Annotated in this window: 15 protein-coding genes; 11 read left to right on the forward strand and 4 right to left on the reverse strand. The window is 33.9% G+C overall.

Translation table 11 applies throughout. The annotated features are described in order from the left end of the window. The first annotated feature begins 236 nt into the window (after nt 1-236). The 7 genes from Q1A01_RS07490 (at nt 237) to Q1A01_RS07520 (ending at nt 7867) form a co-directional block, all read left to right on the forward strand. Nucleotides 237-962 (forward strand): type III pantothenate kinase, encoded by a 726-nt coding sequence (locus tag Q1A01_RS07490; RefSeq protein WP_299678273.1) that lies wholly within the window; start codon nt 237-239, stop codon nt 960-962. Next, entirely contained in the window at nt 955-2202 is a 1248-nt protein-coding gene (locus tag Q1A01_RS07495; RefSeq protein ID WP_299678276.1) for a hypothetical protein, read from the forward strand. The genes Q1A01_RS07490 and Q1A01_RS07495 overlap by 8 nt, the downstream gene beginning before the upstream one ends. Before the next feature lie 18 nt (nt 2203-2220). After that, the gene (locus Q1A01_RS07500) at nt 2221-3603 is read left to right on the forward strand and encodes a tetratricopeptide repeat protein (RefSeq protein ID WP_299678278.1); all 1383 of its coding nucleotides are present in this window, start codon (nt 2221-2223) and stop codon (nt 3601-3603) included. Continuing rightward, nucleotides 3603-4175, forward strand: a complete 573-nt coding sequence (gene lptC / locus Q1A01_RS07505) for an LPS export ABC transporter periplasmic protein LptC (RefSeq protein ID WP_299678280.1) — start codon at nt 3603-3605, stop codon at nt 4173-4175. Before Q1A01_RS07500 ends, lptC begins: the two co-directional genes overlap by 1 nt. Beyond that, on the forward strand, nt 4172-4360 hold the full coding sequence (locus tag Q1A01_RS07510; protein WP_299678282.1) for a hypothetical protein: 189 nt from the start codon (nt 4172-4174) through the stop codon (nt 4358-4360). The genes lptC and Q1A01_RS07510 overlap by 4 nt, the downstream gene beginning before the upstream one ends. 10 nt (nt 4361-4370) lie before the next feature. Beyond that, nucleotides 4371-5669 (forward strand): hemolysin family protein, encoded by a 1299-nt coding sequence (locus tag Q1A01_RS07515; RefSeq protein WP_299678285.1) that lies wholly within the window; start codon nt 4371-4373, stop codon nt 5667-5669. A gap of 77 nt (nt 5670-5746) precedes the next feature. Then, entirely contained in the window at nt 5747-7867 is a 2121-nt protein-coding gene (locus tag Q1A01_RS07520) for a peptidylprolyl isomerase (RefSeq protein ID WP_299678288.1), read from the forward strand. A gap of 108 nt (nt 7868-7975) precedes the next feature. Here the strand turns inward: Q1A01_RS07520 and Q1A01_RS07525 are convergent, their stop codons facing one another. Beyond that, the gene (locus Q1A01_RS07525) at nt 7976-8884 is read right to left on the reverse strand and encodes a GYDIA family GHMP kinase (protein ID WP_299678291.1); all 909 of its coding nucleotides are present in this window, start codon (nt 8882-8884) and stop codon (nt 7976-7978) included. Beyond that, nucleotides 8885-10192, reverse strand: a complete 1308-nt coding sequence (locus Q1A01_RS07530; RefSeq protein WP_299678294.1) for a hydroxymethylglutaryl-CoA reductase, degradative — start codon at nt 10190-10192, stop codon at nt 8885-8887. 176 nt (nt 10193-10368) lie between these two features. On the opposite strand from Q1A01_RS07530, the gene Q1A01_RS07535 reads away from it, so the two are divergent. Genes Q1A01_RS07535 through Q1A01_RS07545 form a run of 3 tightly spaced genes read left to right on the forward strand, consistent with a single transcriptional unit; the run spans nt 10369 to nt 15923 of the window. Beyond that, nucleotides 10369-12564: a S9 family peptidase gene (locus tag Q1A01_RS07535; protein ID WP_299678297.1), complete on the forward strand. Its 2196-nt coding sequence runs from the start codon at nt 10369-10371 to the stop codon at nt 12562-12564. A 45-nt stretch (nt 12565-12609) separates the two neighbouring features. Further along, nucleotides 12610-14163: a peptide MFS transporter gene (locus Q1A01_RS07540; RefSeq protein ID WP_299678300.1), complete on the forward strand. Its 1554-nt coding sequence runs from the start codon at nt 12610-12612 to the stop codon at nt 14161-14163. A gap of 11 nt (nt 14164-14174) precedes the next feature. Beyond that, nucleotides 14175-15923 carry a peptide MFS transporter gene (locus Q1A01_RS07545; protein WP_299678303.1) on the forward strand — a complete coding sequence of 583 codons (1749 nt, stop codon included), beginning with the start codon at nt 14175-14177 and terminating at the stop codon, nt 15921-15923. On the opposite strand, the gene Q1A01_RS07550 is transcribed toward Q1A01_RS07545, so the two are convergent. After that, a complete protein-coding gene (locus Q1A01_RS07550) occupies nt 15916-16113 on the reverse strand; it encodes a hypothetical protein (RefSeq protein ID WP_299678306.1) in 198 nt (65 codons plus the stop codon). The two genes, Q1A01_RS07545 and Q1A01_RS07550, sit on opposite strands and share 8 nt — an antisense overlap. A 22-nt stretch (nt 16114-16135) precedes the next feature. Here Q1A01_RS07550 and Q1A01_RS07555 point away from each other — a divergent pair, with 22 nt between their 5' ends. Continuing rightward, the gene (locus Q1A01_RS07555; protein ID WP_299678309.1) at nt 16136-16675 is read left to right on the forward strand and encodes a thioredoxin fold domain-containing protein; all 540 of its coding nucleotides are present in this window, start codon (nt 16136-16138) and stop codon (nt 16673-16675) included. A gap of 66 nt (nt 16676-16741) precedes the next feature. Here the strand turns inward: Q1A01_RS07555 and Q1A01_RS07560 are convergent, their stop codons facing one another. Next, entirely contained in the window at nt 16742-18766 is a 2025-nt protein-coding gene (locus Q1A01_RS07560) for a ComEC/Rec2 family competence protein (RefSeq protein WP_299678312.1), read from the reverse strand. Between the last annotated feature and the right edge of the window lie 430 nt (nt 18767-19196).

Genomic DNA, 19196 nt, shown 5'->3' on the forward strand with positions numbered 1-19196 from the left:
TTTGATCCCTCTTTTTTTATGAAAAAATTGCGCCGGTAGTTATTACATGAATTATTTACTTATGTTTACAAACTTACTAAAAAATGGTTTTGAAAATCATGAAAAATACAAAGTATGTTAATAAGCCCTAATTTATGTTAACAGCCTATTAATTTGCAAAACCTTACAGTCTTTTACAATTCTGTTAACAAGGTAGTACTTTTCAATTTGTATTTTTGGCGACATACTTATACCGTATGCAACTTATTATAGATGTAGGAAACACAAGAGTAAAAACTGCTATTTTTGATGATGATGTCATGGTCGCAAAAAAAGTGATGGCATTACCTCAATTTGTAGAAAATTTGGGTGGTTTTGTGGCAGCATATCCTGTGAAGAAGGCAATCATATCTTCCGTAGGACGCTTGTCAAAAGAACAAGCTCGCTCCGTTCAGCTTCGATTTCCTACGTTATTATTATCTCATACTACGTCACTTCCTTTTATAAATGATTATGGAACACCTGAAACATTAGGGGTGGATAGGATGGCGCTTGTGGCCGCTTTCGCGAAAGCGTACCCAGGAAAAAATGGATTAATCATAGATGCAGGCACTTGTATAACGTATGATTTTATTAATGCCGAAGGTCATTATAAAGGAGGAGCGATATCTCCAGGGATTCGATTGAGATATACTTCATTACATAATCTTACGGCAAACCTCCCTTTACTAGAAACACATATGCCAGAGCAAATTGTAGGAGATAGCACAGAGATGGCTATTCATTCTGGAGTTATGGTAGGGGTAGTTAAAGAAATTGATGGAATAATAGACCAATATAAACGTGATTTTGGGGTTGATACCGTTATTTTAACTGGTGGAGACACAGAAACCTTGTCAAAACGATTAAAAAATAGCATCTTTGCGCACTCTAATTTTTTGATGGAGGGCTTAAATTATATATTAAGACGAACGAATGATTAAAAAAATAATTATTGCAGTAATGCTTGTGATGGCTGGAAATGCCTTTGGACAGGAGGGTGGAACTGCATCTCCTTATTCCTTTTTTGGTATAGGAACACAACAATTTAGAGGGACTTATGAAAACCGTGCCATGGGTGGTATGGGGATTTATAGTGATAGTTTACACCTTAATTTATTAAATCCTGCTCAATTAGGGCGTTTGCGATTTGTGACATTTACAGTAGGAGGGAGTCATACTGAAGAAGTACTAAAAGATGGTGTTGCAGAAAGTAATACATCTAAAAGTACTATAGATTATTTGGCATTAAGTTTTCCTGTGTCTAAAAAGGCTGGAGTTAGTTTTGGATTAGTTCCTTATACATCTGTAGGGTATGATCTTAGTGATAGCGATGAAGAAACTATAAATACATTTTCGGGACGAGGTGGCGTAAATCGTGTATTTTTGTCTGCAGGATATGAATTAACAAAAGGACTTTATCTAGGTGCGAGCGCCAATTATAACTTTGGTAATATTCAAAATGAAACATTACGTACTATAGATGGAGCCGAATTAGGGACTCGTGAACGTAATCGTTCTGATATTTTAGGATTTACTTTTGAATTAGGAGCTCAATATGATGTTATGGTGACAGATAAGTTAGAACTTCGTAGTTCTGTAAAGTATGTTCCTGCAACAAAGGTTAGATCTGAAAATGAAAGACAAGTTTCTTCTGTTCTATTTAATAGTTTAGGATTATTACAAGATTTAGATATTGTTGAAGTTCCTGTAGGAGATACTGATTTTGATTTTCCTTCTTCTGTAACATTAGGAGCTGGATTAGGAGCACCTAATAAATGGTTTTTTGGAGCTGAATATACCACTCAAAAGAATAGTACATTTACTAATAGAGGGTTTGAGATTGATAATGCGCGTTTTGAAGATGCTGCCCAATTTAGATTAGGAGGGTTTTATATTCCTAAATATAATTCTGTTTCAAGTTACTTTGAAAGAGTTACTTATAGGGCTGGATTTCGATATGAAGAGAGTGGTATTGTCATAGATAATGAAGATATAAATGAGTTTGGCATATCTTTTGGAGTTGGATTACCAGCAGGACGAAGATTAAGTAATATTAATTTTACTTTTGAATTCGGACAGCGTGGAACAACAAATTCAGGATTGGTTCAAGAAAACTTCTTTAACGCAGGAGTTAGTTTATCTCTCAATGATATTTGGTTTATCCAAAGTAAATTTAATTAATAGTACAAAAACTAGATTATGAAAACTAAATTAACTACACTTTTTGCAGCGATCGTATTGATGATGACTGGTACTGCAAATTTAAATGCTCAAATAAGCGAGGAGTGTATTACTACAGGTTCGATTTTTGTAGAAGCTGCCAAAGTTAAAAACTATGAAGCTGCAAGACCGTCATTTGAAAAATTAAGAAAAGATTGTCCTAATTGGTCATTAGCATTATATCAATATGGAGAGCGTTTATTAAAAGCCGACCTTAAAAAAGCGACTGGAGATGCAAAAACTGCAGTTGCACAAGATCTTATTTCGTTTTTAAAGCAAAGAGAGCAGTACTTTCCTGCAAAGACTCCTGCTGGAAAGAATGCTTCAAACCAAGCACAGATTCTTTTTGATAATAAAATAGGTACGAAAAAATCTCAGTATGATGCATTTAATGCAGCATTTGCAAAAGATGCAGCGTCTATTTCAAGTTCAAAAAGTATTTATACGAGATTTAAACTAGCTGTAGATTTATTTAAAGCAAACGAATTGCCACTTCAGAATGTTTTTGATCTTTATGATGAAACTCAGGAAAAATTAAATAAAGAAGCGACAAAACTTGATGGTAAACTACAGAAACTTTTAGATAAGGAAGAATCTGGAACTGCACTTACTGCAAAAGAAGCAAGAAGAAAAAAAGGGTATATAACAAACCTAAAAGCGTTTGCTACATTTGGAAGTAGTACAGATGGAGCAATGGGAGAATTAGGTAATTGTGAAAACTTAATTCCATTATACACAAAAGATTTTGAAGCAAATAAAAATGATGTTGCATGGTTGAAAAAATCAGCAGGACGTCTTGCAGGTAAAGATTGTACCGATTCTGATTTATTTGTTTCCATGGTAGAGGAGTTACATAGATTAGAACCATCTGCAAGGTCTGCTCAGTATTTAGGGATTCTTGCTCTAAAAAGAGGAGATGAAGCAGAGGCAGAAAAATATTTTCTTCAGGCAGTGGAGTTAGAAACTGATCCAAAAGAAAAAGCTAAGTCTTTGTTTAGATTAGCTGAGACTGCTAGAAAGAAAGGGAGCTATGGAAAAGCAAGAGGTCTTTATAATAGAACATTACAGGAAGATCCTACAATGGGTAGATGTTACCTTCGTATAGCTGCAATGTATGCTTCAAGTGCAAATAATTGTGGAGACTCTGTATTTAACAAAAGAGCAGTATACTGGTTAGCTGCAAATACAGCAGAGCGTGCTGGTCGTGTGAGCCCATCATTAGCAAAAACAGCAAATGCAACAGCGGTTTCTTACAGAGCGAAAGCACCGGATAAGTCAATGATCTTTAACCAAAACATGGGAGGCAAAACAATTTCTATTGGATGTTGGATTAGATCTAGTGTAAGAGTTCCTAATCTATAATGATTAAAAGAACAACAACATATATATTATACTTAGTCACAGCTTTTGCTGTGACTTTGTGTTTTAGTTGTAAGGGTAAAGGAGAAGAGATTCGTAAAATGAGAATCAAATCTGATGCAGCTATTGCAGAAGGAACTGGTATTAATCTAAAATATACTGATTCTGGAAAAGTGACCGCACATCTTAAAACTCCTTTACTGAAAGATTTTAGTAATGCTGGTTTTCCTTATGAAGAATTTCCAGAAGGAGTAGAAGTGACTTTTATTGATGAAAATGGAGAGGAAAGTATTATTACTTCAAAATATGCTATACGATACAAGAATACTAATCTTATAGATTTACAACAGGATGTTACTTTATTTACAAGTGATTCAGTAACATTAAATGCACAACAATTGTATTGGGATCAGTCTAATAATTGGATATTTACAGATCAACCCTATACACTTATCACTGCTGATGGATCTCGTAATGACGGAGATTTATTTGATTCAAACAAAGACTTTACAAATTTTGTATCTTTAAACAACGTAAGTAAACAATACGTAAAAGAAACCACCGAAGAACAATGATGCGTTACGCAAAATTCACAGAATGGATATATGCTATTGTAGCTGTATTAGCAGGTTATGAAACCTTTTCAACATGGAATGAAGATAGAAATAAAGCTTATCTATTTTTGTTTTTTACTGTAATTAGTCTAGGAATGGTCTTCTTTAGAAGACATTTTAGGAAGAAATTTGAAAAAAGGAAGTAATCCTTAACGAATGGAGTCACTTGAGAGTAGTTTAGCGGTTATTTGTATTTCGCTCATTCTTTCTGCTTTTTTTTCAGGGATGGAGATTGCCTATATATCGGCAAATAAAATTCATATCGAGATAGAGAAAAAGCAAAATGACTTCCTTTCTAAGATTCTAGCCCGTCTTACAAAAAAGCCTTCAAAATTTATAGCAACCATGTTATTGGGTAATAATATTGCTCTGGTTGTATATGGGTATTATATGGGGGATGTGCTTCAGCATTGGCTTGAAAGTGTGCCTTTCGGCGAAAATTTTCAATGGCTCTCTACCTTTGTCTCGGAGTTTAGTCTCTTAAGTCAGACTATTATTTCAACTATTGTAATTCTTCTTACAGCAGAATTTTTGCCAAAAGTATTCTTTCAGATATATGCTAATAAGCTATTGAAGTTTTTTGCTATACCTGCTTATTTCTTTTATGTTTTATTTAGTTTTTTAAGCTCTTTTGTAATTTGGATTTCTGATAGAGTACTTAAATATCTATTTAAAACGGATGGAGATGAAGTACAACTGGCTTTTTCTAAAGTAGAACTTGGAAATTATATATCAGAACAAATGGAATCGGTATCTGAGCATGAAGAAATAGATACTGAAATCCAAATTTTTCAAAATGCATTAGAATTTTCTGAAGTAAAATCTCGCGAGGTAATGATTCCACGTACAGAGATAATTGCTTTAGAAGAAAATACGAGTCCTTCGGCACTAACTTCTCTTTTTATAGAATCTGGACTTTCTAAAATACTAGTATATAAAGACACTATAGATGATATTGTAGGGTATGTACACTCATTTGCTTTGTTTAAAAAGCCCAAAACGATCAGTAGTGTTTTGATGCCAGTTGTATATGTTCCAGAAACAATGCTTGCAAAAGACGTACTTAATGTACTTACAAAAAAGAGAAAGAGTATTGCTGTCGTAATAGATGAGTATGGAGGTACTAGTGGTATGATGACTGTAGAAGATATTATAGAAGAACTCTTTGGAGAGATTCAAGACGAGCATGATTCTATAGATTTGAAAGAAGAAATTACAAATGATGGTTATTATCACCTGTCAGCTCGCTTAGAAGTAGATTATCTAAATGAAACCTATAGATTAAACCTTCCAGAGAGTGAAAATTATGAAACTTTAGGAGGTCTTGTTGTTAGTCATACAGAAGAGATTCCAGAAGAAGGAGAGACAATTATTATAGATGATTTACATCTTCATATACTAGAGACTTCTAGTACAAAAATCGAGCTTATTGAGATACGACCTCAAGAAGGTTAAATCCTATCACTTTTTTGTTTTTTATTTTATAAGAAAATGGTATTTTCGCCCACTATTGTAGAATAAACTATTGACAGATGGCAATTTTAAATAAGATAAGACAACGATCACTATTTTTAATTCTAATCATTGCATTGGCACTTTTTTCTTTTGTGCTTGCTGATTTGTTTAAAAATGCAGGATCAGATTCCTCAAAACAGAATCGTATAGCGACAATTAATGGAGAGGATGTAGATAGAAAAGATTTCGATCTAAAAGTGGAGCAACAAGTACGTCGTTTAGGCCCTTCAGGTACAACGACAAGAGCTGTTAACTCTGTATGGGATCAAGAAGTAAACCGCATGGTTTTGGAGGAGCAGTATGAAGAATTAGATATTCGTATTGGAAAAGACCGCCTAGCAGAGCTTCTTAAAAATTCATTACAGAACAATCCAACATTTCAAGATGCAGATGGTTTCTTTAGTGAAGCTAAAATGCAAGAATATATTGCTTTGCAAAAAAGTAGTCAAAATTCAGATGGTTATAGACAATGGGTTGTTTTTGAAAAATCTCTTGAAGATACAGAAAAGCAAAATATATATTATAATCTAGTAAAAGCAGGATTAGGGGCTACTCTAAAAGATGGTGAAGTTGCATACAGATTAGATGGAAATGCTGTAGATATTCAGTTTGTTCAAATTCCTTACGCTAGTATTTCAGATGAAGATATTACAGTAACTGAAGCTGAGATTAAGAATTATATCAATGAGCACAAAGACGAATATCAAACAGATGCTACACGTAACATTCGTTTTGTGAAATTTGAAGAAAAAGCAACCTTAGAAGATGAAAATGCTCTTAAGGAATCTATGAAAACATATCTTAATGATGAATTAGTGACCTATAATAGGTCAACACAAATTAACGACACACTTCCTGGATTTAGAGTTGCTGAAAATTTAACTGAATTTCTTTCTGAAAATTCTGACTTACCATATGCAGATCGTTTTAGATTTAAAAAAGATCTTGCAGGTGTTGTAAGAGATACACTTTCTACACTAGAAGAAGGAGCAATTTATGGTCCTTATAAGGATGGTCGTTATATGAGATTAGATCGTATTGTAGAGACACGCCAAATGCCTGATTCGGTACAGTCACGTCATATCTTATTATCGTACCAAGGTGCATTACGTTCTGCAGAAACTCGTACTGAAGAAGAAGCAAAGAAACTTGCAGATAGTATCCTTAGCGTAATAAAACGAGATAAAAGCTCTTTCGATGCATTGGCAGCTGAGTATTCATCTGATTCATCAAATAAAAGCACAGGTGGTGATTTAGGTTTTCAAAACCCTAATTTATTTGCAGTAGAATTTAGAGATTATATCGTAGATAATCCAAAAGGATCTATGGATGTTGTAAAAACAGATTTTGGATACCATATTATAGAGGTTACAGAGCAAAAGAATTTTCAAAAAGCGCTTAAAATTGCTAGTATAGCTAAAGAAATTGTTCCTTCAGATCAAACAATATCTGATGTCTATACCGAAACACAAAAATTTGAAGTAGCTGTTGGAGATGGAGATTTTGAAGCAGTTGCCAAAGAAGGTAATTACACAGTTCGTCCTGTAAATAATATAGGAAGAATGGATGAGAATCTTCCAGGACAAGGATCGCAACGTTCAATTGTACAGTGGGCTTTTGAAGAAGATGCAGAAAATGGAGATGTTAAACGTTTCCAAGTAAATGATGGGTATATCGTAGCTCAAATTACACGTAAGGTAGAAAAAGGAGTAAAACGTGCTGAAGATGTATCAGCAAGTGTATTACCTATTATACGTAAGCAAAAGAAAGCTGAACAAATTAAAGGAAAGATTACTGGAACAACGTTAGATGCTATCGCACAAAGTCAAGGTCAAACAGTAAAAACTTCAGGAGCACTCAATATGAATAGTCCTAATATTGCAGGAGCAGGAGATGAGCCTAAAGTAGTAGGTGTCGCTTTTGGACTTAAAGAAGGTGATGTTTCAGAACCTATCGAAGGAGAAAGAGGTGTCTATGTTATTAAAGTAACAAAAAAGACAGAAGCACCAGTATTAGAAAACTATGGTACATATGCTGCACAGCAAACTCAAAAAGCAAGAAATGGCGTGACTACAAAGGTAGTTGCAGCATTAAAAGAAGCAGCAGATATCGAAGATTATAGAGGTGTATTCTATTAATAGTATGCCATTGTAGTATAAAAAAAGGATCGCATTTGCGATCCTTTTTTATGTCATGTATGTTTTGAAACAACAAACGTTATGCGATGTTTTGAAATTAAATGAGCATTAAAGAACCATCTCTGAAAATGGAATGATAGTAGTATATCCTTTTTCTTTAAAATAATTCATTTCTTGAGAGGTGCCAACCACAAGTATAAAGTCTCCTCCCCAACCTCCTAAGCTTTTAATAGCTTTAGGGTAGTCCGGAAATAGCTGGGTTTTTATAGTGGGGGTTTGGACTATTTTTGAAAGTGTTAGTTCATGATCTTTGATGAGTGCTTCAAATTCAGATAGCATATTTTGTGATGCGATAATAGCTTCTGTAAATGTCGTAAATGCCCTGACTTGTGCTTCTCTTTCTGCTGTAGAAAGGTTTCTGTAATGAGAGATGCTATCTCTGCTATTTTGTTTCCTGTTTAAGTGAACAAAAAACAATTGATCTTTAAAACTAGGGTCAAATGTAACAGGATTTATACTTGGGGTAACTTTATTTCGTATGTATGTTATAGGGGTGTTTGTAGTAGCACAAGCAATATCATAACCACTTCCGCCAAATGTTTTTTTAAGTAGTTCGTATGGATTCACTTGTGCCCATTGTGCAATATTAGTAATCAGGGTAGAAGAAGAGCCTAATCCCCAATTTCTTGGAAATTCTAAAGTGCTTACAGCCTTATATCCTTCTGTAGTTTGTAAAAAATTAGAGTTTAATTCTTGTGCTGCGATAAGAATTTCATATAGTTTCTGTGTAATAGGATCATTAGAATGTATTGTATTCTTTATAGGCAGGTTAATTTCTGTCTTAAACCATAAAGAGGTGTCGTGTAAAACACTTTCCCATACTAATGTTGTAGTATCTGTTTTCGTGATAGAAAGTGATTGTCCCTTTTTTGTAGGAATAGCAAGCGCCATGGCGTTATCTAAAATAAGATACTCAGCAGTAATAAGTAATTTTCCGTGACTATAAAAAGAGGGCATTTACGATTTTATTTTTTCTATAAAACGTACCACTGCGCTATGTGTGACAGGGTGTGTTTTAAAATGAGTAATTGCTTGTTCTTTTTCAGAAGGAGAAGCTTCAAACTGATTTAGGATATTCATTAGGTGCATTTTCATATGCCCTTGTTGTATTCCTGTAGTGGTAAGTGATTTTACAGCAGCAAAATTTTGAGCAAGTCCCGCTACTGCAATGATCTGCATTAACTCTTTGGCATTAGGTTGTTGTAATAATTCAAAACACCATTTTACAAGTGGATGCAGTTTTGTAAGCCCACCCACGGTACCTAATGCTAATGGAATATCAATCCAAAATCGAAACATACCATCTTCTATACTTACATGAGTAAGACTTTTATATACTCCATCTTTAGAAGCATAGGCATGTATTCCTGCTTCAATAGCTCTAAAATCATTACCTGTCGCTAAAACAACGGCATCTATACCATTCATAATACCTTTATTATGCGTTACAGCACGATAAGGTTCTATTTCTGCAATAGCGATAGCTTGCGCAAATTTAGCCGCAAATTCGTCTCCTTCAATTCCCTTTTCTGTAAGAGCCTCTACAGGACAGCTTACTTCGGCTCTTACGATACAATCAGGTACATAGTTTGATAAAATGCTCATAATAATGCTGAGTTCGCTTTCGCGAAAGCGTATATCAGCATCAAACCCATTTTTAAATGTTTGTGCAAATTGCTCTAAGCAGCTATTAATAAAATTAGCGCCCATAGCATCTAAGGTTTCAAAAGTGCAGTGTAATTGATAGTAATTAGCTAAAGCAGCTGTTTTATCTACTAATTCAATAGTTTTTATACCGCCTCCTCTTTTTTTCATATTTGCCGTAATAGGCTTGGCTTCTTCAAGAAGTGTAGGGTGTATTTCGTTAAAAAAAGCTTGTAAATGATCTATATTGCCAGTGTACATAAAATGTACCTGACCAACCTTAGTAGTACCTAGAACAGTAGTTTTAAACCCTCCACGCTCTTCCCAGAACTTAGCTGCTTTACTTGCGGCAGCTACCACAGAACTTTCTTCAATGGCCATCGGGATGGTGTAATATGTACCGTTTATTAAAAAATTAGGCGCAACACCTAATGGTAAGTAATAGTTGGTTACTGTATTTTCTATGAATTCATCATGTAACTGTTGTAGCTTTTGGTCTGAATTCCAGTATGTTCTAAGTAATTGGCTTGCGGTCTCTTTGTTAGAAAAATAAGTTTGTGTTAACCAATTAATCTTTTCTATTTTAGAGAGTTTTGAAAAACCTGATATTTTTTGGGTCATTCTATATGGTTTGTAGTCACTACAAAGATAGGTAGAAAGTTGATAAAGAACTTTTAGGTATTATTTTTGATGATTGCTATTTCTTAACATTTTGATAGTATTTAACACCAAATAGCAGGTTTTCTGGTCTTTTTTTAGTAAAATTGGAAAACCTTTATTAAAATCTTACGATTTTTATGCGAATCACTACTTTTATGATTGCCTGTTTTCTTTTGGCAACCCCCATCATTACAGCTCAAGACAAGTCTATTACCATTGAAGATATATGGAGAAATAATACCTTTATAACTGAGCGTTTACAAGCATTACATTCTTTAGAAAACGGAAAAGAATATGCAGTTCAAAATTTTGACAACGCTACACGTGTAGCATCTGTTGATGTATACAATTACGAAAGTGGTGAGAAAGTACGTACAGCGGTAAGCACAGCAGAAATAGAAGGTCTTGATGACTTTATAGGATATGAATTTAGTCCTGATGAACAAAAAGTATTACTCTCTACACAGATTAAATCTATTTTTAGAAGATCTAAACTAGGAGAGTATTATGTGTATGATTTGCTTTCGCGAAAGCTTACCAAAGTATCTGACGATCTTATTCAGGAACCTACATTTTCTCCAGATGGAACTAAAATAGCCTATGGAAAAAATAATAACCTATATGTTTTTGATATAGATAGAAACGAAACAAATCAATTTACATTTGACGGAAAGAAAAATAGTATCATAAACGGAATTACTGACTGGGTATACGAAGAAGAATTTGGTTTTGTTCGTGCATTCGATTGGAGTGCAGATGGAAAACGTATCGCTTACATCCGTTTTGATGAAACCAATGTTCCTGAATTCTCTATGGATATGTATGGTGATAAATTGTATCAAACGCAAACGGTATTTAAGTACCCTAAAGCAGGAGAAGAAAATGCAAAAGTTAGTTTGCATATTTATAGTTTAGGAGAAGCACTTACAGGAACAAATGTGGTGCAGACCAAACAAATAAGTTTTGGAAATATAGATCCTTATTATATCCCAAGAATTAAATGGTCTAAAGACGCTACTGTTCTTTCTATACAAACATTGAATAGAAATCAGAATGATTTAACACTCGTGTTTTACAATGCAAAGACAAATAAAGTTTCACAACCCCTTAGAGATAGAGATAAAGCCTATGTAGATATAACTGATAACTTAACTTTTCTAGACGATAATAGCTTTATTTGGACGAGTGAGAAAGACGGTTGGAATCATATTTATCATTACAATAAAGACGGTTCTTTGAAAAACCAGGTAACATCAGGTAAATGGGAAGTAACAGATTACTACGGATATGATGCTGCTTCAAATCGAATCTTTTATCAAAGTACAGAAAACGGTTCTATTAATAGAGGCGTATATGCTATTGGTATAGATGGTAAAAATAAAACAGCATTAGCTGTAGAAGTAGGATCAAATAATGCCGATTTTAGCGCAGACTTCACCTATTTCATAAATACGTTTAGTGATACAACAACTCCTTGGCGTTATGCACTACATGATGCAAAAGATGGTCGATTAATTAAGACCTTAAAAGATAATGAAGCTGTAAAGACATTATATAATGGGTATACAGTATCCCCTAAAGAGTTTTTTACATTGCCTATCAATGGAGAAGATTTAAATGGATATATGATCAAGCCTAAAAACTTTGATGTAACTAAGAAGTATCCAATGTTTATGTATCAATATTCAGGTCCCGGATCACAATCTGTAAAAAATTCGTGGAATAGTGCCAATGATATGTGGTTTCAAATGCTAGCGCAAGAGGGATATATTGTTGTATGTATTGACCCAAGAGGAACAGGATTGAAAGGAAGAGATTTTAAAAAAGTGACTCAAAAAGAATTAGGAAAATACGAAGTGATCGATCAGATTGCTGCCGCAGAAAAATTAGGAAAAAGAGAGTATATAGATGCAGATAGAATAGGGATTTTTGGTTGGAGTTATGGAGGGTTTATGGCTTCAAATTGTTTATTCCAAGGAGCCGATACATTTAAGATGGCTATAGCGGTTGCTCCAGTAACTTCTTGGCGTTTTTACGATACTATTTATACAGAGCGATATATGCAAACACCGCAGGTAAATCCTGACGGGTATGATCGCAACTCTCCACTAAGCCATGTACGAAAATTAAAAGGAGATCTTTTATTAGTACACGGTAGTGCAGATGATAATGTGCATGTGCAAAACTCTACACGACTGGTAGAAGCGCTTGTACAAGCAGATAAGCAATTTACGTACTTTAATTACCCTGATAAAAATCATGGGATTTATGGAGGTAATACGCGTTATCACTTATATACGATGATGACCAACTTTATCAAAGAAAAATTATAATCAACTAACTATTATACAACCTAATTATTAATTAATAGAAAATATATGTCAACAAAAGCAGCACACCAAAAAGAACTATTTGGACATCCAGTAGGGCTTTATGTTTTATTTTTTACAGAGATGTGGGAACGGTTCTCATATTATGGGATGAGAGGATTATTATCTTTATATATGGCTGCAGAAATTACAGGTGCTAATCCTGGTTTAGGATGGACTGAAGCAGAAGCACTAAAACTATACGGTTGGTATACAATGTTGGTGTATATTATGTCAATACCGGGAGGGTTAATAGCTGATAAACTTATTGGACAAAAAAAATCTGTTTTAGTAGGAGCTGTTATTTTGACTTTAGGACATGCAACTCTTGCTATAGAGCAAGAATGGGCATTTTTTGTAGGTTTGATATTAATAATTCTTGGAGTAGGAATGTTAAAGCCTAATATCTCAACGATGGTAGGTGGTTTATATGGTAAGAACGATATACGAAGAGATAAAGGGTTTAGTATATTTTATATAGGGATTAATACAGGATCATTATTAGCAACGACAATTGTTGGATTAGTTGTTGCAAAATGGGGATGGCATGCAGGTTTTGGCCTTGCAGGAATAGGTATGTTATTAGGACTTATAGTATACTTATATGGGCAGAAGTATTTAGTTCATGTAGGAAATAAGACTCCAGAAAATGAAAAGAAAGATCAAGTTGATTTAGGGAAGTTATTTGGGGATCTTATAAAATCTACAAAGCATCTAGTTATTGTCTTAATATTATTAGGACTTTCTATCTATTTTGGAGGTTTTGTTATGACAGGAGTAGATCATTGGGGATATGTTGCATTATTTGTATTTCTTTCTTTTGTAGTTGGAATGTTAATGATGATTTTTAAAAGCCTTAGAAATCAAATTGAAAAAGATAGATTTTTAGTAGTGTTGTTATCTTTCTTTTTAGTGATTGTTTTCTGGGGAGCATTTGAACAGGCTGGAGGATTAATGAATTTATATGCAGAAAATAAAACGAATAGAATGCTATTTGGTTGGCAGGTGCCCACAATTTGGTTTCAAAGCCTGAATGCTGGTTTTATAATTCTTTTTGCAGTAACAGTAGCTAATTATTGGGCGAAACGTAAGCTTAAAAATAAAGAAGCATCTTCTCTCTTTAAAATGGCAACAGGAACTATAATTATGGGATTAGGCTTTGTATTCATGGTGTTTGCAGCTAGAGATTATAATGCAAATGGATCGTCTGCAATGTATTGGTTGGTGCTTGCATACTTCTTTCATACAATAGGTGAATTATCTTCATCACCAGTCTCTCTTTCATTTGTTACAAAATTGGCGCCAGTAAGATACGCGTCGTTAATGATGGGACTCTATTTTGCTTCTACAGGATTAGGTAACAAGGTTGCAGGTATATTAGGTGAAAATGCTTCAGAATATGGAGAGTATACCATATTTACTGGTATCACAATATTTACAGTGTTATTTGGTCTTGGAGTAATTGCTATTCTTAAACCTTTAAAACGTTTAACTCACGGAGCTGAAGATAAGGAAGGAACGACCAATGAAGAAGCTGAAGGGTTTGAACTAGCAGATAACTAAAAAACGATATTATGGCGACAAATTCTACAGATAAATTTTTTGAAAATCCTGTAATAGGGCACCCAGCAGGTCTTTTTGTGCTCTTTTTTACTGAAATGTGGGAACGTTTTTCCTACTATGGGATGAGAGCTTTACTAGTGATGTTTTTTACGGCATCTATAATGGATGAAGGTTGGGGTTGGCCGAGAGAACATGCTTTTGCTATATTTGGCACATATACTTCTTTAGTGTATTTATCAACCTTATTAGGAGGATATTTTGCGGATAAGAAAATAGGGTATCGATGGGCAGTTGTTGTTGGTGCATTATTAATGACTCTTGGACATGCTGCAATGGCCCTAGAAACACCATTCTTTATTTATACAGGACTTACGCTATTAGTATTTGGAAGTGGCTTTTTTAAGCCGAATATGACCTCTATTATTTCAGAAATGTATAAGCATAGACCAGAAAAAAAAGATGGTGCGTATACCATTTTCTATATGGGTGTAAATGCAGGGGCCTTTTTAGGAATTCTTTTATGTGGTTATTTTGGAGAGCAAGTTGGTTGGAGATGGGGATTTGGATTAGCAGGTATTTTTATGCTTTTCGGATTACTACAATTTTGGTTTGCTCAAGATATTTTTGGTAACATAGGATTAAAACCGGCCAAAAAAGAAGAAGTCGTTTTAGAAGAAGGAGAAGACACACAATTGAATCCTTTTACAAAATTTGAACTCGTATTAATAGCAGTCGCATCAGTAATAGGGCTTTCTTGGATTCTAAATGACCCTGTTAGTAAAATATCTGAAGGGAAGTATAATCTGTTTGATTTTGAGCTTTTTGGATTAAGTGGGGCTAATTTTATGATATTATTTGCATTAGTCTTGTTTATTCTTCTTTTGGTTATTAGAATCCCTAAATATGCTAAAATAACAAGAGATAGAATGCTTGCCGTAGTGTTCTTTGCATTTGTCACGATTTTCTTTTGGGCAATATTTGAACAAGCACCAAGTTCTCTTACCATTTTCGCAAGAGATTATACTGATCGTATTTTAGAAGGGAGTGCTGGATTGACTTTTAAAATTGTAGATGCGCTTATTACTATTATTCCACTTGTAGTAATTACGTGGGTGTTAATTAAGCTATTCTCAAAAACATTTAAAAAATATTCTTTATCAAATATCATATTGGCATTAAGTTTTGTGATCATTTGGGCACTTGCACTCTATAGATTGTTTGATAAGTTTAACCAAGATATTGCAGAAATTGATGCGTCTTGGTTTGGAATTTTAAATTCATTATTTATTATAACCTTAGCGCCATTGTTTTCAAAGTGGTGGGAAAGTAAATACAATCCTAATGCAAATATGAAGTATGCTATTGGGATGGTGCTTTTAGGTATAGGAATGGCCTGTGTGGCTATTGGAGCATCAGATATACCAGTAGGTGCTAGAACAGCTTCAGTAAGTATGATCTGGCTAGTGCTAGTATATTTATTTCATACGATGGGAGAGCTTTGTATATCTCCAGTAGCACTTTCATATGTCAGTAAACTTGTTCCAGGAAGAATGATTGCAATGATGTTTGGAATCTGGTACCTTGCTGTCGCTATCGGGATGAAATTAGCTGGTGTATTTGGAGAAGCATCAGAATCTATTGCAAAAACAGAAGGACTGAGTTATTTTTTCTGGCTTCTTACGGCAGTTGCAGTAGGGTTAGGTATTCTATCTGCGATATTATATCCAGTGATAAAGAAATTAATGCACGGCGTTAAATAAAATTCATACGATTATAAACACAAAAACGTTCCTTATCTTGGAACGTTTTTTGTTTGTAAGGGATTAGAAAAGAATTAGACATAAATAGATGAAGATGATGTCTGAGGTATACTAATTGTATTGATGCAGTATACGCTTTCGCGAAAGCGTATAAAAGGACAACACATTCATTAAGACCCTCTGTCTTCATTAAGATGTAAACTTAAAAATAGATGAAAAAACTACTTTATATATGTGCACTCGTTTTTGTGAGTTCGCTATCAGCACAAGAAATTAATTGGATGACTTTTGATGAAGCCTTAGCTGCGCAAGAGAAAACACCAAAGAAAATTATTGTAGATGCTTATACTACTTGGTGTGGTCCTTGTAAATTGTTAGATAAAAATACGTTTAGTGACCAACAAGTAGCCGATTTTATCAATGAAAATTACTATGCTGTAAAGTTTAATGCAGAAGGTACTGAAGAGGTTAATTACTTGGATAATGTGTATACAAACCCTGGTTATGACCCTAATCGTAAAGGCCGTAATAGTCCGCATGAATTTACAAGAGCTATGAAATTAAGAGGATATCCTAGTATTGTATTTTTTGATGAAAAAGGAAATTATATTCAGCCTGTGGTAGGATATAAAACCCCTCGCCAACTAGAAATTTTCCTTAAGATGATTGCCAATGATGATTATAAAGATTTGACAACACAAGAGAAATGGCAAGCCTATCAAGATAGTTTTAAATATACGTTTGGGAAGTAGTCCTCACATATAGAGAGACCATAATATAGCTACTTTTATAATCAGGAATTTATTTAGTTTCTTGACTTATTCAATCATAAAAAATCCCTTTTCATAAGTGCTATGAAAAGGGATTTTTAGTTGATGGCATGTAGTTTTCCATCGGGTGATATCGCTTTTATAATTAGACCCATCTGCTATGATGCTTACCTCAGGATATAATGCGATAAGACGTTCTAAATTGATATCTGGAGATTGACGTAATAGGATATAGTCAGGTTGTACATTTTTGATTTTATAAACTCCTAAACTATCAATCACTAATGTTTTTTGATGTTTGAAGCTAAAATAGTTTTGCATGTTTCGTATGTGAAAAGTATCTAGTCCAAATCTGTTTTTATACGCTTCTATACGACTGTCATTTTGGTATGCTGAGTTAGTGGTATCGGTATATATTACTAAAGAATCAGATGCGTAAATACCTATCAGGGTTTCTTTGTATTTATGAAAAATGGTTAAATGAGAATTATCCACCTCACTTCTTTGATATAATTGGATACTCAATGTTATGGCGCAAAGGAGTAAGAAAAGTATCATTCTTTTATATTGATACTTTTTAAGCACATAAATGAGAGAGATAATCAAAGCATATACTAAAAGCACATTGTTTAATGATAGTGATAGGTGATCAAAAACAAATGTTTCCTTAGAGGCAATCCATGAGATAAATTTATTTAAGAGGTTGATGATTTTTCCATAAATGATCGCTAGTATATCAGGTAGTATCGAAAAATAACTGAGAATTACGACTAGTATGCCTATCGAAAGTATGATGCCTAAAAATGGGAGTACAACAACATTTGAGATTAAGAATAATCCAGGAAATTGATGGAAATAAAATATGCTTAAAGGTAATACCCCAATTTGTGCTGCAATAGACACGGTAATAACTCCCCATAATTTAGTAATCACATAGTATTTTGGACGATAAAAACTGTACAACCACGGTTGTATCCATAAAATCGCAATAACCGCCAGATAACTTAGTTGAAAACCTACTTGATATATCAATGATGGATCTATTACCAATAATATAAAGGCAGAAAATAAAAGAGCATCATGTGTTCTTCGTTTTCCACCTAGGCATGCCCCAAATTCTAAAAAACTAAACATAGTTACCGCTCGTAAAACAGAAGGTGATAGACCGGTAATAAAAGCAAATCCCCACAATAGTCCTATAATCATTCCAGAGCGTAACCAGCGAAGTTTTCTGTTTGATATCAAGCTTGTCATAAAACGTAGTATGAGTAATATAATACCTACATGCAGTCCCGATACGGCTAATATATGCATCATTCCTGCATTTGCGTATTGGTTGCTCAATGTGCGATCTATATCTTGTTTTTGGCCTAATAATAAGGCTTGAATGATCGTTAATTGTTGTTTTGTAAATGGGTGTCTTTTTAGTTTTAATAGCACGCTTTCGCGAAAGCGTATAGCAGCGGTATATATGTTTGTTGTGATTTTATCTCCTTTAAAGAGTTCATTGTTTTTTATTGAAAATTGACCGTAAATATGTTTTCTTTTTAAATAGTTTCCGTACTCAAATTGATAGGGGTTTTTTATGTTAGGGAGTTCTTTTAATGAAGTACGTGTATAATACCAATGCCCTACAGTAAGCATATTTTGAATACTATCTTTTTGAACAGATAGTAACGCTTTTCCATTGATTTGTGTACTGTCACTCTTTTTTAATTGTACGATGTATTTATCATGATATGGACTCGATTTTAATTTTTCTACAACAGAAAATAAATAAGTGTGCGTGTTGTGGTCATTATGATTTGTGTAGTGAGACTCTTTGTTTAGAGGGTTTTTGAGTATGGTATTTCCGATGCCTAATAGTAAGAAGAGTGCTAAAATGCTTATTCCAAATGGGATTGTCCATTTTTTGTTTTTATAAATACAACTATGAAAAACACCAGCGATACCATAAAAAAATCCAATAAGGATACAACACCAAAATAAAGATAACCTAGTATATGGGTATAGCATAATACCCATTATGAACGCTATAGTCGCTTTGGCTAGAAGTGTGTTGTATGATTTCAAAGGATTGTTTGTAAGAAGTAGGGTAGGTAGTGTAGCAATTAGAAAAGTAGATTGCTATAGAGAAACGCTGCTTTAAAAACGACAACTTAAGACATTGGAGGACTGGTGCATAGAGAAACCAATATGTCTTAATGCGCATGTTATCGTTTTATAAAAGCAGCTCCTCTAACTAACACATAAGAGGGAGAAGAGGTCACCTATCCTAGTGTATGCGCACTTTAAGAATAGGATGTATTTCTCTTCTCCTTTATTGTAAAGAAGTTGTTATTCTGTATTTTTTATTAGTTGCTTGAGCGAAGGTTTATTTCACGTGTATAAGTTCTTTACTATGTTTTTTTAGATAGAAAACTACGTTTAGTTATGATGATATTTCTTGTAATATATGTTCCATAAACGCAACTTTTAAATCAATATATAGTGATACTTTTCT

Source organism: uncultured Dokdonia sp. (assembly GCF_947492815.1).
In the GTDB taxonomy this organism is placed as follows: Bacteria; Bacteroidota; Bacteroidia; order Flavobacteriales; family Flavobacteriaceae; genus Dokdonia.

What these genes read in the sequence shown, in the direction of transcription:
- Q1A01_RS07490 (WP_299678273.1), top strand. Translation starts at nt 237, where the DNA reads ATGCAACTTATTATAGATGTAGGAAACACAAGAGTAAAAACTGCTATT.
- Q1A01_RS07495 (WP_299678276.1), top strand. Translation starts at nt 955, where the DNA reads ATGATTAAAAAAATAATTATTGCAGTAATGCTTGTGATGGCTGGAAAT.
- Q1A01_RS07500 (WP_299678278.1), top strand. Translation starts at nt 2,221, where the DNA reads ATGAAAACTAAATTAACTACACTTTTTGCAGCGATCGTATTGATGATG.
- lptC (WP_299678280.1), top strand. Translation starts at nt 3,603, where the DNA reads ATGATTAAAAGAACAACAACATATATATTATACTTAGTCACAGCTTTT.
- Q1A01_RS07510 (WP_299678282.1), top strand. Translation starts at nt 4,172, where the DNA reads ATGATGCGTTACGCAAAATTCACAGAATGGATATATGCTATTGTAGCT.
- Q1A01_RS07515 (WP_299678285.1), top strand. Translation starts at nt 4,371, where the DNA reads ATGGAGTCACTTGAGAGTAGTTTAGCGGTTATTTGTATTTCGCTCATT.
- Q1A01_RS07520 (WP_299678288.1), top strand. Translation starts at nt 5,747, where the DNA reads ATGGCAATTTTAAATAAGATAAGACAACGATCACTATTTTTAATTCTA.
- Q1A01_RS07525 (WP_299678291.1), bottom strand. Translation starts at nt 8,884, where the DNA reads ATGCCCTCTTTTTATAGTCACGGAAAATTACTTATTACTGCTGAGTAT.
- Q1A01_RS07530 (WP_299678294.1), bottom strand. Translation starts at nt 10,192, where the DNA reads ATGACCCAAAAAATATCAGGTTTTTCAAAACTCTCTAAAATAGAAAAG.
- Q1A01_RS07535 (WP_299678297.1), top strand. Translation starts at nt 10,369, where the DNA reads ATGCGAATCACTACTTTTATGATTGCCTGTTTTCTTTTGGCAACCCCC.
- Q1A01_RS07540 (WP_299678300.1), top strand. Translation starts at nt 12,610, where the DNA reads ATGTCAACAAAAGCAGCACACCAAAAAGAACTATTTGGACATCCAGTA.
- Q1A01_RS07545 (WP_299678303.1), top strand. Translation starts at nt 14,175, where the DNA reads ATGGCGACAAATTCTACAGATAAATTTTTTGAAAATCCTGTAATAGGG.
- Q1A01_RS07550 (WP_299678306.1), bottom strand. Translation starts at nt 16,113, where the DNA reads ATGAAGACAGAGGGTCTTAATGAATGTGTTGTCCTTTTATACGCTTTC.
- Q1A01_RS07555 (WP_299678309.1), top strand. Translation starts at nt 16,136, where the DNA reads ATGAAAAAACTACTTTATATATGTGCACTCGTTTTTGTGAGTTCGCTA.